This window comes from Nocardia sp. NPDC056952, from assembly GCF_042674185.1.
Taxonomy (GTDB): Bacteria; Actinomycetota; Actinomycetes; order Mycobacteriales; family Mycobacteriaceae; genus Nocardia.
On sequence record NZ_JBHURA010000009.1, the window covers coordinates 173109 to 186895 of the forward strand.

At 68.7% G+C, this 13787-nt stretch carries 14 protein-coding genes; 4 read left to right on the plus strand and 10 right to left on the minus strand.

What is annotated here, in order from left to right; genetic code table 11:
• Nucleotides 1-18: 18 nt before the first annotated feature.
• From ACFTS5_RS27035 to ACFTS5_RS27065, 7 genes are all read right to left on the minus strand, one after another.
• On the minus strand, nt 19-294 hold the full coding sequence (locus tag ACFTS5_RS27035) for a hypothetical protein (protein WP_378636183.1): 276 nt from the start codon (nt 292-294) through the stop codon (nt 19-21).
• Between the two features lie 85 nt (nt 295-379).
• Nucleotides 380-1111: a GntR family transcriptional regulator gene (locus ACFTS5_RS27040; RefSeq protein ID WP_378636186.1), complete on the minus strand. Its 732-nt coding sequence runs from the start codon at nt 1109-1111 to the stop codon at nt 380-382.
• 108 nt (nt 1112-1219) lie between these two features.
• Entirely contained in the window at nt 1220-2506 is a 1287-nt protein-coding gene (locus ACFTS5_RS27045; protein ID WP_378636189.1) for a serine hydrolase domain-containing protein, read from the minus strand.
• Nucleotides 2507-2616: 110 nt separating this feature from the next.
• Nucleotides 2617-3156, minus strand: a complete 540-nt coding sequence (locus ACFTS5_RS27050) for a hypothetical protein (RefSeq protein WP_378636192.1) — start codon at nt 3154-3156, stop codon at nt 2617-2619.
• 155 nt (nt 3157-3311) lie between these two features.
• Entirely contained in the window at nt 3312-3914 is a 603-nt protein-coding gene (locus tag ACFTS5_RS27055; protein ID WP_378636195.1) for a DUF305 domain-containing protein, read from the minus strand.
• A gap of 64 nt (nt 3915-3978) precedes the next feature.
• Nucleotides 3979-4503, minus strand: coding sequence for a hypothetical protein (locus ACFTS5_RS27060; protein ID WP_378636198.1), 525 nt, complete (start codon nt 4501-4503; stop codon nt 3979-3981).
• Nucleotides 4504-4551: 48 nt separating this feature from the next.
• Nucleotides 4552-5130 carry a hypothetical protein gene (locus ACFTS5_RS27065; RefSeq protein ID WP_378636201.1) on the minus strand — a complete coding sequence of 193 codons (579 nt, stop codon included), beginning with the start codon at nt 5128-5130 and terminating at the stop codon, nt 4552-4554.
• A 402-nt stretch (nt 5131-5532) separates the two neighbouring features.
• Here ACFTS5_RS27065 and ACFTS5_RS27070 point away from each other — a divergent pair, with 402 nt between their 5' ends.
• The gene (locus ACFTS5_RS27070; RefSeq protein ID WP_378636204.1) at nt 5533-6681 is read left to right on the plus strand and encodes a class I SAM-dependent methyltransferase; all 1149 of its coding nucleotides are present in this window, start codon (nt 5533-5535) and stop codon (nt 6679-6681) included.
• Between the two features lie 150 nt (nt 6682-6831).
• Nucleotides 6832-7689, plus strand: coding sequence for a Bax inhibitor-1/YccA family protein (locus ACFTS5_RS27075; protein WP_378636207.1), 858 nt, complete (start codon nt 6832-6834; stop codon nt 7687-7689).
• Nucleotides 7690-7750: 61 nt separating this feature from the next.
• Here ACFTS5_RS27075 and ACFTS5_RS27080 read toward each other — a convergent pair whose 3' ends face one another.
• A complete protein-coding gene (locus tag ACFTS5_RS27080) occupies nt 7751-8971 on the minus strand; it encodes an acetyl-CoA C-acetyltransferase (RefSeq protein WP_378636210.1) in 1221 nt (406 codons plus the stop codon).
• A gap of 61 nt (nt 8972-9032) precedes the next feature.
• Nucleotides 9033-9902 (minus strand): SGNH/GDSL hydrolase family protein, encoded by an 870-nt coding sequence (locus ACFTS5_RS27085; RefSeq protein WP_378636213.1) that lies wholly within the window; start codon nt 9900-9902, stop codon nt 9033-9035.
• Between the two features lie 113 nt (nt 9903-10015).
• Between ACFTS5_RS27085 and ACFTS5_RS27090 the strand changes: the two genes are divergently transcribed.
• Nucleotides 10016-11398 carry a cystathionine beta-synthase gene (locus tag ACFTS5_RS27090; RefSeq protein WP_378636216.1) on the plus strand — a complete coding sequence of 461 codons (1383 nt, stop codon included), beginning with the start codon at nt 10016-10018 and terminating at the stop codon, nt 11396-11398.
• On the opposite strand, the gene ACFTS5_RS27095 is transcribed toward ACFTS5_RS27090, so the two are convergent.
• Entirely contained in the window at nt 11366-12337 is a 972-nt protein-coding gene (locus ACFTS5_RS27095) for a LysR substrate-binding domain-containing protein (RefSeq protein ID WP_378636219.1), read from the minus strand. The two genes, ACFTS5_RS27090 and ACFTS5_RS27095, sit on opposite strands and share 33 nt — an antisense overlap.
• Before the next feature lie 150 nt (nt 12338-12487).
• On the opposite strand from ACFTS5_RS27095, the gene ACFTS5_RS27100 reads away from it, so the two are divergent.
• Entirely contained in the window at nt 12488-13738 is a 1251-nt protein-coding gene (locus ACFTS5_RS27100; RefSeq protein ID WP_378636221.1) for a Glu/Leu/Phe/Val dehydrogenase dimerization domain-containing protein, read from the plus strand.
• The last annotated feature ends 49 nt before the right edge of the window (nt 13739-13787 follow it).

The window sequence follows — 13787 nt, forward strand, 5'->3', positions numbered from 1 at the left end:
CGGCGGCGCGGGGACGGGTCAGCGTCCGAAGATCGGCAGCGCGGCCGAGCCCGTCGAAGGCGGCGGCGGGGCGCTGGAGCCGAGGTCGGCGTCGAACGAGCCGGTGCCGCTACCGACGTCGACCGAGCCCATCGAGCTGCCGGTGGGCGGGCCGATCACGACCGAACCGGAGGGGAGCAGATCCCAGTCGGCGCTGCCGACCGCGTTGGCGGTGCCGGCGGCGCCGAGCAGGGTTCCCGCGGCGAGCGCGGCCAGCAGGCCTGCCCTGGCGGCGGTGGTTTGACGGATGGACATGGGTGATACCTCCGAGAGCTTCGCTGTGATAGCTCCCAGACGGTAACTGAAATACGCTGATTTCACACCAGATCGGCGTGGTCCGCTACGCCTGTGGCCGCTGGCCCACTTCCATCTGAACGCGGTAGCGGTCGGCGCGGTACCAGCTCTGGGTGTGCTCGATCGGCACCTCCGCGCTGAACGACACCCGGTCGAAATGCAGTACGGGAGCGCCCTTCTTGACACCGAGCAGCGCCGCGATACCGGCTTCGGCGGCTTGGGCGTCGACCGTCTGCACGGCGCGTTCGATCGGTCTGCCGTAGCGGTCTGCCGTGGTCCGGTAGATCGAGCCGGTGAGGTCGTGCGAGATCAGGCCGGGCACCAGTTCGGGGTTGAACCAGGCGTCGTCGACACTGACCGGATCGTCGTCGGCCAGGCGCAATCGGCGCACGTGATAGGCGAGCACGCCCTGCGGCAGACGCAGCGCGCGGGCGGTGGCCTCGGGCGCTATCGCCTCCTCGGCGACGAGCACCAGGGTGGTCGGATGGTGGCCGAGCGCGCGCATCTCCTCGGTGAACGAGGCCAGGTGCAGCCGCGACTGCACGGGCCGGTGCGCGACGAAAGTCCCCTTGCCGCGAACCCGGACCAGATATCCCTCGTTCACCAGCTGACCGACCGCCTCGCGCACGGTGATCCGGCTGACGCCGTAGTCCTGCATCAGATTGCGCTCGCTGGTCAGCAGGTCGCCCGGCTGCAGCTCGCGCGTGCACTTCTGCAGCAGGATCGCGCGCAGCTGTTCGTGTTTGGGCACTGCGCTGTCGCGCAGCGGTGCGGGCATCGCCAGTGGCTCCTTTTTCCTGGTAGGCCGACCGGTCCCTACTGGTCCTATCCGGTGGAAACGAGAATACGCGACCGGCGCCGAGGTGCCCAGAGATCTACACCCGGATCAGCGGATTCCCGGTGTGCGCGGGTCGGTGCCGACGCATCCCAGGATGACGCATCCCGGTGGCGAATCCGCGAACGGGGCCTTCGGAGTTTCGCCGAGGCAGTCGAGGAAGTTGCAACCGGGGTAGGCGTACGGGCCGACGCCGAGCGTGCCGAAGAAGGCATCGGGCCGGGCGATCATCGGATCGGTCACGCTCACATCGGGACGTTCCCGATACTCGCCGGGATCGGGGATCTGCTGGTCGCGGAACGCGGAGACGAGCGTGCGCATCACGTCGTGGGTGTAGGTGGTCGAACTGCCCACCGTCGCGACACCGGTCCAATTCAGCACCAGGCCGAGGCTGGGCACGATGAAGCTGTCGTTGCGCAGCATGCCCGACATCTTCACGGCGTCGTCGGGCAGTCCGGGGAACTCGAGCCGGCACGGTGCGCCGTTGATCACGAACAGGAAGCCGTAGCAGGGCATGCTCGGCGACGGTGACACGGCCGCGCGCATGTAGTCCTCGGAGATCACCTGCCGGTCGTTCCAGCGGCCCCGATTGCCCACGAGCAGGCCGAGTTTCGCGAAGTCGTCCGGCGGCAGGATCAAATGCGCGTGGCCGTAGGTATTTCCGGCACGGTCACGGGCCCAGTAGTAGTCGCTGCGGGCGATGCCCAACGGGTCGAACAGCTTTCGCTGCGCGAAGGTCTGGAAATCCTCGCCGACCGCCTGCTGCACCACGTAGACCAGCAGGTCCACCGCGCGCTGGCTGTAGCGGAACATCGTGCCCTGCGGGCGTTCGATCGGCATCGCGAGTGCCTGGGCGACGACATTGGGATCGAGTTGCGCCAGCCCTGTCGCGCCCTCCGCCGCCACGGCGACTTCCATGCCGGAGGACTCGGTGAGCAGATTGCGCACGGTGATCTCCCGGTGCGCGGCGTCGCCGAGACCCGGCGGCAGATAGCGGCCGATCGGCTCGTCGATCCGCAGCAGCCCCTCGTCGACGGCGGCCCCGGCGACGAGTGCCACGACACTCTTGGTCCCGCTCCACAGATTCCACGCCACCCCACCGGATTCGGCGTTGCGCGGGCCCGTCGCGATCAGGCAGTTGTTGCGGTACAGCTGGATGTTGAAGCGGGTCACGTCGGTGGCCCGCGCCATGGCGGCGGCCAGCACGGCGGGGTCGAGCGCGGCTTCGGCCGGTGTCGCGGACTGCGGGGTGCGGCCGGTGGTGACCTCACACTGCTTCGCGGTGACCGGGTCGGCCGTCGCCGGACTCGGGAGCCATGCCCCCGAAATCAGGGTCATCGCGGTAATCGTCGCTGCCACAACGTATTTCAGATAGCCCTGCACGCAACCCTCCAGATGGTGTGTCCGGAGGGGAATCGTGAACGATCGCGTTCTTGTTACGAGGGAACTCAGCTGCCGTACGGCGTGCACACCGCGATCGCTTCGTCCTTGGACGTGTTGAAAATATCGATCACGCCGTTGAGTTCGTCGGTGGGCGCCCGGCGTTCGAGGGTGTCGGCGAGGGTATTGGTCTTCTCGATGTAGGCGCGCAGCGGCACGGACAGATCGGTGATCACATCGGCGGTGATCTTGCGGTCGAGGTCCTTGGCGCTGTTGCGCAGGGTGGTGACCGCGTCCGTGGCCTTGGCGTCGGCATCGGGTGCCTGATCGTTGGACGCCGCGATGTAGGCGTTGAACGAGGTCACCGAGGTCTTGTTGGCCGAGCGCAGGCCGTCGCACGCTGTGTCGTTGGCCGCCTCGATCTTCGCCGCTTTCGACGACGACGCCGCCGCGGAGGACGCCGCCACCTCGGAGGTGTACGAGGCGAGCTCGCTCTGGTTCACCTCGGCGGTGCCCGGCACCTGCTGGGAGCAGGCGCCGAGGAAGATCACTCCGGTCGCGGTGGCCGCGAACGCGGTTCCGAGCCCCAGCCGTTCCAGTACTCGCATTTCTCTCTCCTGCCTCGAGATTGCAGGCACCGGTTGGGCCGGAGCCGAACATATCGACCGTACTGGCAACTTCCGGGTGACGTCAGGTCGCGGTGACGATTTCGATGACGAACCGAGACGCGGCGCCGGGGTGTCGGGCCCGGCGCCGCACCCGGTCAGTTCTGTCCGAGCATGCCGCGCATGGTGGCGATCTCAGCCTCTTGATCGGCCACGATCGCCGTCGCGAGCTGGCGTGTTTGCGGATTCACGCCGGCGTTCAGCTCGGTCTGGGCCATCCCGACCGCGCCCTCGTGGTGCTCGATCATCATCTCCAGCCACTGCCGGTCGAAATCGGCGCCGTTCGCGGCCTGCAGACTGCTCATCTGCGCGTCGGTCATCATGCCGGGCATATCGTGCCCGCCGTGCCCTTCGGTCGCGCTCGGCGCGGGCTTGCCGAAACCGGCGAGCAGATCGGTGATCTGCTGCATCTCCGGCGCCTGTGCCTTCTCCACCTGGGCGGCCAGTGCGATGAGCTGCTGGTTCTGGGTGTGGCTCGGCACCATCTTCGCCATCTCGACGGCCTGCGCGTGATGCGGGTACATCATCTGCAAGAAGGTGACGTCGGCATCGTTGAAGTCGGTACTCGCGGCCGCGCTGGTCGCGGTGGTGGTGGTGGAGTGCTGGGTGGTGTGCGTGGTGGTGCTGTCGTCGCTACAACCCGCCGCGAACAAGACGGTGGCGGCAGCGGCGATGAGGACGTGGGTACGGCTGATGGACATGGTGATCCTCCTGGGGATTCGGGTGAGGTGTCGAAACTGGCAGGGCACGTGGGTGCCGTGCCTGTCAGATCCGCAGAATCGCCAGTTGGGACAGGGTGAGGACGGTCCATGGTGGTGGGCGTTCGCGTCGGCCGCGCCATGCCCTCGACGGTTGCCGAGCGGCTTCAGAGGTGTCGCCGAGGCGGTAGAGCAGGACCAGGGTCAGTGCGATGGCGAGTGCGGCCAGGACGAAAACGCAGGCGTGGACGGCGGCGTGCTCATCACAGCCCGCCGCGCCGCAGCCTGTGTGCGGGTCGGCGGGGGCGGCGATGAGCACCGTCGAGTCCGTCGACGGTGCTCCGGCGAGAACCGCGATGTCCTGCGCGGAGTGGTCGATCGCGAGGACCCCGGCGTGCTCGCCGGTCGGAGCCGCCGCCGGACGCGGATCCGAGTGGTCGGTGGCGACCGGAGCCTGCGGGCCGTGCGCACTGTCGCTCGCGTGCGCGGTGCCGAAGACCGCTGAGTGCATGGCGACGATCCCGGCGAGCAGCATCAGCACGGCGAGCGCCCTGGCAATGCCGGGTGCGCGCGCGGGCTGCTGGTCCATCACGCCGACCAGTCTAGCGATCGCCGGCGTGATACCCGGTAGGGGTAGGAATCACGGGGTGGCGATGTCGACGACCAGGCGCGGGGGATCGGCGAGAGCGGTGACGGAGAACGGTGGCTGGTCGGCGTCGAGGCCGATGAACGACTGGGTGACGCCCTCGTAGACCAGCTTCTTGTAGACACCGGTGATGGTCGGCGCGCCCGGATCGGTCACCGGATCGGGCCCGGCGAACGGGGGGACGGTCGAGTCGAACGGATACGCCGAGCCGAGAATGCGCACCTCGAGAATCGCGCGTCCTGCCACGTCGACGGTCTTGCCGCTGCCGTCCTGCACCGCGCTGTCGGTGTAGGCCACCTGCCAGCCGGGGGACCCCGTGCCGCCGAGCTCGTAGACCACGCGGTCGAAGCCGGGCTGCCTGCCGATCCGGATATCGGTGACGGTCAGTGCCGCGCCCGGGGAGGCCGCGCCGGACTTCGGGCTCGCGTCGGCCGGCACTTCGCCGGTGGCATCGGCGAACGTACTGGTGGTGCTTGTTGTCGGCGGCGCGGCGGCCGGTGCGTCGTCGGTGCCGCAGCCGGATACCGACACCGCGGCCGCGGCGATCAGCACGAACACGAGGGCGTTGCGCATGAGGCTGATGCTACGCAGGGACAGCGGCGTGGTGGGCGAAGTAACACGGGGCGTGTTCGGGCTACCGAAAGTTTGCTGATTACTTCGAAATAGGAGCTGTTGCTGTTGATGCGCGCAGGTCGGGGCCGGGATTTTCGGTGAACGCGTACCAGTTCCGCGGTTAGCGCGACCTGCGGTGATCGGTTCCGGCGCGGGCCGGGTGGTGGCCTTCGGCGAAGCATTGGGAAACAACGAAATTCGTGAGGCCGGCGAATCCGGAGCGATCTGCCAGGCCGTCGCGAATCGATGGAACCTGTTAGTGCTCAGTGAAATACATCCCACGACGACCCGTCCGGAGCTACCTCGTCGGTCGATACCGGGGCCGGATGTGACGGTGGGGCAACGATCTAGCACACTTGCCGGGTGGACAGTGTTGAGGACGTATTCGACCGACTACGCCGGTATCCGGATGTGGAGGCGCCGAACCTCTATGCCGTCGACGCCGCCGACCGACTGATCCTCGACACAGCCGCCGATGCCCTCGCAGCCGCGGGTAGCGGTGAGGTTGCGGTGATCGGCGACGCCTACGGCGCGCTCACCCTCGGGATCGCCGCGCAGCACGGACTCGCCGGTATTCGCGTGCACCAGGACCTGATCACCGGCGAATCGGCGCTGGCGGCCAATGCCAAGACCCTCGGTCTCACCGATCGCTACACCGCCCACGCCCTCGACGCCGACCTGCTGTCCGGGGCGCGCGTGGTCGTGATGCGGTTGCCGCGGATGCTGTCGGGTGTCGCCGAGATCGCCGAGGCCATCGCCCGCTACGCCGCCGACGATGTGGTGGTGTTCGCGGGCGGTCGCGACAAGTACCTCACTCCGGCCATGAACGAGATACTCGCCGAATTCTTCGCGCAGGTCCGCGCGGGTCGGGGTCGGCAGAAGTCGCGCGTGCTCGTGGTCGGCGAACCACTGCCGGTGGGCGAACCCCGGTTCCCGGTGCGCGAGCACGTCATCGAGATCGACGGCGATGTCGTCGCGTTCGGTGCGGCCTTCTCGGGCTCGCGCCTCGACATCGGCACCCGCTTCCTGCTCGAGCACATGGACCGGATGAAGCCCGACGCGCGCGATGCCGTCGATCTCGGCTGTGGCACCGGCATTCTCGCGGTCGCGCTGGCCAAGTCGCGCCCGCACATCCGGGTGGTCGGCACCGATCAGTCCGCCGCCGCCGTCGCCTCGGCGAGGGCCACCGCCGAGGCCAACGGCGTCGGCGATCGGGTGACGGTGGTCCGCGACGACGCCATGTCCTCGGCGGCCGACAACAGCGCCGACCTGGTGCTGTGCAATCCGCCCTTCCATGTCGGCGCGGCCGTGCACACCGGTTCGGCCATCAAGATGTTCGTGGAGACCGGCCGCGTGCTGCGGCCCGGCGGAGAACTGTGGACGGTATACAACTCGCACCTGAACTATCGCGGCGTGGTGGAGCGGATGGTCGGGCGCACCGATGTGATCGGCCGGAACCAGAAGTTCACCGTCACGCGGTCCGTTCGTGGTCTGCGCGACGTACAACGATAGGGCGACCCGAAAGCGGTAGAGTCCGATTTGTCCGATCGGGCGGGCGGTGTGGTCCTGGACCGGATCGCTGGGAACTTTGTCCGATCGTGGCGCGTTGAACAGGGCAGTTGGAGCTTGTACAGCGACTCGTAACTCCAAGAAAGGCGCACGGTGCGTACCTCATCGAATCCGGTGTTCAAGAACCTTCCCCGCCAGGAGGGTGTCGGCGGTTACGCGAACTTCGGTTCGGGCGTAGCCGGCGCGGGCCAGCTGGGCAACCAGCAGTACGGCGAATACGGGCAGCAGTACGGCCAGCAATTCCAGCAGGCCCCTGCCACCCGCGCGATGACCATCGACGACGTGGTCACCAAGACCGGCATCACCCTCGCGGTGCTGACCGTCTCGGCGATCATCTCCTTCGCGCTGTCCAGCGCGAACCCGTCGCTGGCGCCACTGTTCGTCATCGGCGGCGCCATCGTCGGCCTGGTGCTCGTGCTGATCGCGACCTTCGGCCGCAAGATGGACAACCCGGCCATCGTGCTGTCCTACGCGGCCTTCGAGGGCCTGTTCCTCGGCGCGCTGTCGCTGATGTTCACCGATACCGAATTCGGCGGTGTGGGCGGTAGCGCCCTGATCGGCCAGGCGGTGCTCGGCACGTTCGGCGTGTTCTTCGGCATGCTCGTCGTCTACAAGACCGGCGCCATCCGCGTGACCCCCCGCTTCACCCGCATGCTGATCGGTGCGATGGTCGGCGTGCTGGTGCTGATGGTCGGCAACCTGATCGCGAGTTTCTTCACCGACGGCGGCTTCGGCCTGCGCGACGGTGGCGCCCTGGCGATCGTGTTCAGCCTGGTCTGCATCGCCATCGCCGCGTTCAGCTTCCTGCTCGACTTCGACGCCGCCGACCAGCTGATCCGCGCCCAGGCCCCCGAGAAGGCCGCCTGGGGTGTCGCCCTCGGCCTCACCATCACCCTGGTCTGGCTCTACGTCGAGATCCTGCGCCTGCTGAGCTACTTCCAGCGCGACTGATCGACGACACGAAAGCGGCCCACCTCAATGAGGTGGGCCGCTTTTTTTTGGGTCTGCTGTCTCAGCTGAGACGCTCGATGACCAGCGCCATGCCTTGGCCGCCGCCGACGCACATGGTCTCCACGCCGAACTGCTTGTCGTAGGTCTGCAGGTTGTTCAGCAGGGTGGTGGTGATGCGGGCACCGGTCATGCCGAACGGGTGGCCCAGCGCGATCGCGCCGCCGGAGACATTGAGCTTGTCCTCGTCGATCTTCAGCTCACGTGCCGAACCGAGCACCTGCACGGCGAAGGCCTCGTTGATCTCGAACAGGTCGATGTCGGAGACCGACTTGCCCGCGATCGCCAGCGCGCGCTTGACGGCCTCGACCGGGCCGAGGCCCATGATCTCGGGCGACAGGCCGGAGACACCGGTGGAGACGATGCGGGCCAGCGGGGTCAGGCCCAGCTCCTTGGCCTTGGTGTTGCTCATGATCACCAGCGCCGCGGCGCCGTCGTTGAGCGCGCAGCAGTTACCGGCGGTGACGGTGCCGTCGGGACGGAACACCGGCTTGAGCTGGCTGACCGCCTCGTAGGTGACGCCGGCGCGCGGGCCGTCGTCCTTGCTCACGATCGAGCCGTCGGGCAGGGTCACCGGGGTGATCTCCCGCTCGAAGAAACCGGCCTTGATGGCCTCTTCGGCGCGGTTCTGCGAGCGCACGCCCCAGTGGTCCTGGTCCTCGCGCGAGATGCCGGTCAGCGACGCGACGTTCTCGGCGGTCTGGCCCATCGCGATGTAGGCGTCGGGGAGCAGGCCGTCTTCACGCGGGTCGTGCCATGCGCCCTTGCCGCCCTGGGCGGTCTCGGCGGTGCGGGCCTCGGCCTCGGCGAACTCGGGGTTCTTGGTGTCGGGGGAGCTGTCGGCGGAGCCACGGGCGTAGCGCGAGACGGTCTCCACGCCGGCGGAGATGAACACGTCACCCTCGCCTGCCTTGATGGCGTGGAAGGCCATCCGGGTGGTCTGCACCGACGACGCACAGTAGCGCTGCACGGTGGTGCCGGGGACGACGTCGAGGCCGAGCTGGATGGCGAGGATGCGGCCCATGCCGAAGCCGCCCTCACCGGCGGGAGAGCCGGTGCCGAGGATGATGTCGTCGATCTGCGTCGGGTCGAGCGAAGGCACCTTGGCCAGCGCGGCACGAATCATCTGCGTGGTCAGGTCGTCCGGGCGCATTCCCGCCAGTGACCCCTTGACGGCACGGCCGATGGGGGAACGGGCGGTGCTGACGATGACGGCCTCGGGCATGAGGACTCCTTTTCGCGTTGTTCGACGTGAACGGCTGTTTACATGCCGGTCATTCTCGAATCTACGTCTCCAGCTGCGCGACGGGAAGAGCAGGGCGGTCGCGCACCTGGGCGATCAGCACGGGAAGCAGCTGCGCGGCGGCCAGTTCGTAGCCTGCCGCGGACGGGTGGAATCCGTCGGTGGCGAAGAGGATTTCGGGCGCGGCGCGGAACTCCGAGGCGACCAGCGGCGAGCCCATCGGCACCGCGATGCCGCCCGCGATGGTGGTCGCGACCGTCTGCGCCTTGGCCAGCCGCACACTCCAGTTCGCGACGATCGTGCGCAGCGGTTGCTGGATCGCGGTGACGGTGCCCAGGTTCGGGCAGGTGCCGACCACCACCAGCGCGTCGGCCTCGCGCAGCCGCGACACCGCGGCGGCCAGCCTGCGCGCCGAGGCCCGGATGGAGTGCTTCTTGGTGATGTCGTTGGCGCCGACCAGGATCACCGCCGCGTCCGGCGGCGGCCCCGCGACGAACATCGCGTCGACCTGTCCGGCCAAGCCCTTCGAGGTGGCGCCGGAGATGGCCTTGGTGCTCAACCGGATACGCAGGCCGGTGGCCTCGGCCAGCCCGCGGGCCAACCGCACCCCCGGCACATCGGCGGCGCCGAGGCAGCCGAGCCCGGCCGCGGTGGAGTCGCCGAAGATCATCAGGTGCAGGTCGACCGGCGTCGTCTTACGCCACGGTTCCGGCAGGCTCGCGCCCGGCGCGTACACGCCATCGGCCTCGGGCGGCTTGGAGGTATCGCGGCCGATCACCGCGCGCGCCGCACCCGCCTGCGTCATCAGCAATCGATACGTCGCCCAGGAGACAGTTCCGGCGCTCGATCCGGCGAGCACCGTAGTCGCTCCGGTCACGGCCGCCGTTCGCCAGCTGATTCGAGGTGCGCTCACATTCGAAAATTCTACGACGGAGATCGCGATGAACGGAGATGTCGGCCACTTGCGGCCTGGTGGGCGCCCCTCCGCTCGGCGTCGGGCGCAAGTGCTCGGCTACCCTCGGCACCATGCGCATCGCGGATCATGTCGTCGATCTCATCGGCAACACCCCCCTTGTTCGGCTGAACTCGGTGGTCGGCCCCAACGCGGGCCTGGTGGCCGCGAAGGTCGAATACCTGAACCCGGGCGGCAGCTCCAAGGACCGGATCGCGGTCAAGATGATCGACGCCGCCGAGCAGGACGGACTGCTGAAACCGGGCGGCACCATCGTCGAGCCGACCTCGGGGAATACCGGTGTCGGCCTGGCGCTGGTCGCCCAGCAGCGCGGGTACAAGTGCGTGTTCGTGTGCCCGGACAAGGTCAGCGAGGACAAGCGCAACGTGTTGCGTGCCTACGGCGCCGAGGTCGTGGTCTGCCCGACCGCCGTGCCGCCGGAGCACCCCGACAGCTATTACAACGTTTCCGATCGCCTGGTCAGGGAGATCGAGGGCGCCTGGAAGCCCAACCAGTACTCGAACCCGGGCGGCCCCGACAGCCACTACGAGACCACCGGTCCCGAGATCTGGGCCGACACCGAAGGCAAGGTCACCCACTTCGTCGCGGGCGTCGGCACCGGCGGCACCATCTCGGGCACCGGCCGCTATCTCAAGGAAGTGTCCGGCGGCAAGGTCAAGATCATCGGCGCCGATCCAGAGGGCTCGGTGTACTCCGGCGGCACCGGCCGCCCCTACCTGGTCGAAGGTGTCGGCGAGGACTTCTGGCCCACTGCCTACGACGCGTCGATCCCCGACGAGATCATCGCCGTCTCCGACGCGGACTCCTTCGAGATGACCCGGCGCCTGGCTCGTGAGGAAGGTCTGCTGGTCGGTGGTTCCTGCGGCATGGCCGTGGTCGCCGCGATCGAGGTCGCCCGCCGTGATCCCGACGCCGTGGTGGTCGTGCTGCTGCCCGACGGTGGCCGCGGCTACCTGTCGAAGATCTTCAACGACAAGTGGATGAGCTCCTACGGCTTCCTCCAGACTCCGCTGGAAGCCGGCCCGGAACCGCTGGTCGGCGACGTGCTGCGCGGCAAGTCCGGCGCCCTGCCCGACCTGGTGCACACCCACCCGTCGGAAACCCTGCGCGACGCCATCGAGATCCTGCGCGAATACGGCGTCTCCCAGATGCCCGTCGTCGGCGCCGAGCCGCCGGTCATGGCCGGCGAGGTCGCGGGCAGCGTCACCGAACGCGACCTGCTCTCGGCGGTTTTCGAAGGCCGCGCCAATCTCACCGACTCCGTTGCCCAGCACATGAGCCCGTCGTTCCCGCTGATCGGCTCGGGCGAGCCCCTCTCGACCGCCACCAAGGCACTGTCGGATTCCGACGCGCTGATGGTCGTCGAAGACGGTAAGCCCGTCGGCGTCATCACCCGCCACGATCTACTCGGTTTCCTGAGCACCGGCAGCATCTGAGGTCCGGCGCACGGTGGGTGCGGTGCGGATATCGGGGGCGAGTCCCTTCTTCGCCGCGGCGGTCCGGATCGCGTCCACCACCAGCAGCAGCGCTGCCCGGCCCGCCGAGTTGGTGCGGTAGGCCAGCGACACCGTGCGGGTGAGGGCGTCGCCGAGCGCGACGATGTCCACCCCGGGTGGGCGCAACGCCAGACCCAGATCCGACACCAGCGTCACACCGAGTCCGGCCGCGACCATCGCCATCGAGGTCGCCTGCTCTTCCAGCTCGTGGTCGATGCGCGGCCGCAGCCCGGCGGACTGGAACGCCAGCCGCGCCGCGTGCCCGAAGTGCGATCGGGCGGGCGCGATGATCCACGGATGCTCGGACAACTCGGCCAGGGTCACGCCTGCGGCGGGCACCGCGCCGGCCGGGACGGCGGCGTGGATCCGTTCGACGCCGATGATCGCCCGCTCCAGGCCACGGTCCCAGGTCATCGGATAGTTCGAGTAGTCGAGCACGAACGACAGGTCCAGCGTGCCGTCACGGACCGCGGCCGCCGTCGACTCCGGCGCGAGTTCGGTGGTGCGCACCAGAATGCCCGGGTGTGAGGCGGCGAGGGTGGTGAGCGCGTCGGGGAGCAGGCCGGAGGCCACCGACGCCCACACTCCGGCGGTGATCTTCGCCGTCACCGATCCGCCCGCTTCCTCGAGCGCCTGAGTCGCGCGCTCGACCGCGGCCAGGATCTCTTCGGCGTGCTCGGCCAGCACGATCCCGAGGTCGGTGAGCTGCACTCGGCGCCCTCGTCGTTCGAACAGCCGGGTGCCCGCGTCGCGTTCGAGCTGCGCGAGCTGTTGGGAGACCGCCGACGCGGTGTAGTGCAGAGCGGCCGCGGCGGCCGTGATGGTGCCGCGGCGGTGTAGTTCGCGCAGCATTCGCAAGCGGGCCAGAGACAGGTCCATAGCACCGAGCGTATGCACTGTGCAGGAACCGTGAAGGGTGCCGTGAACGAACCGTAAATAGACGCGCGGCCAGGGGCCGCGCAGGCTTGGTGCTACCGGGGACGACGAGGTCCGCCACGGGCGATCACGACGAATGAGGAGGTGGGCACCATGACGATGCTGGACCCGGCCACAGGTACGCCGCAGGTGACGCACGGCGTTGCGGGCACATCGGCGGACCCGGCCATCACTCCCGCGAACCGTCGTTGCGAGCCGTACCTGCGTCTGCACTGGACGGATTCGCTCACCGACGCGGTCGGCTACCTTGTCGTCCACACCCTGCGCGGCGGCCTGGCCACCGGCGGCACCCGGATGCGCGCCGGTTGCACGCTGCGTGAGGTCGAGGATCTGGCACGCGGCATGGCGAACAAGACCGCCACCTTCGACCTCCCGATCGGCGGCGCCAAGGGCGGGATCGACTTCGATCCGAAGGATCCGCGTGCGGTGGACGTGCTGGAGCGGTTCTGTGAGGCGATGCGCCCGTGGCTAGACACGCACTGGGTGACCGCCGAGGACCTGGGGGTTCCGCAGCACCTGATCGACACGGTCTTCGACAAGCTCGACCTCGACCAGAGCTTCCACGCCGCGATCCGGCGCTCCGCCGACCCGGCGGCGACGCTGGCGCGGGTCCGCAGCGGGCTCAACGCCGCGGTCGACGGCGGCTTCCTGCTCGGTGACGTCATCGGTGGTTTCGGTGTCGCGCACGCCTGTCTGGCCGCGGCGGTGCAGTGGGGGCAGGCGCCTGCCGACACGACGGCCGCGATCCAAGGCGTGGGCACCATGGGCGGGGCGGCGGCGTACTACCTGCACGAGGCCGGGATGAAGATCACCGCGGTGGCCGATGCCGCGGGCACCCTGTACTGCGCCGAGGGTCTCGACATTCCGGCGCTGCTGGAACTGCGCGACGGCTACGGCGAGATCGACCGGTCCCGCCTGCCCGCGGGCATCGAGGAGATGCCGCGCGGCGCCGTGATGTCCACCGACGTCGATATCCTTGTGCCCGCGGCGATCTCGTATGCGATCACGCCGGACAACTCCTACGACATCCGGGCCCGCGTCGTCGTCGAAGCCGCGAACGCCGCCACCACCCCGGAAGCCGAAGCGATGCTCGCCGCCCGCGGCGTCCCGGTACTGCCCGATTTCGTCGCCAACGCCGGTGCGGTGGCCTGGGCGTGGTGGTTACTGCTCGGCGAAGTGGACGACGCCCCGGACACCTCCTTCGACCGGCTCCGCACCACCATGCACGACAAGGTCGCACAGCTGCTGATCGCATGGACCGACGAGCACATCACCCCCCGCGAGATCGGCCACCGCTGGGCCGACGACCCGTCACCGCTCACCGGACCGGTCGTCATCCCCTGACAGCGCGGCGTGCGGAAAGCGGTGCTGCCCGCACCAGTGAAGGCAGCAC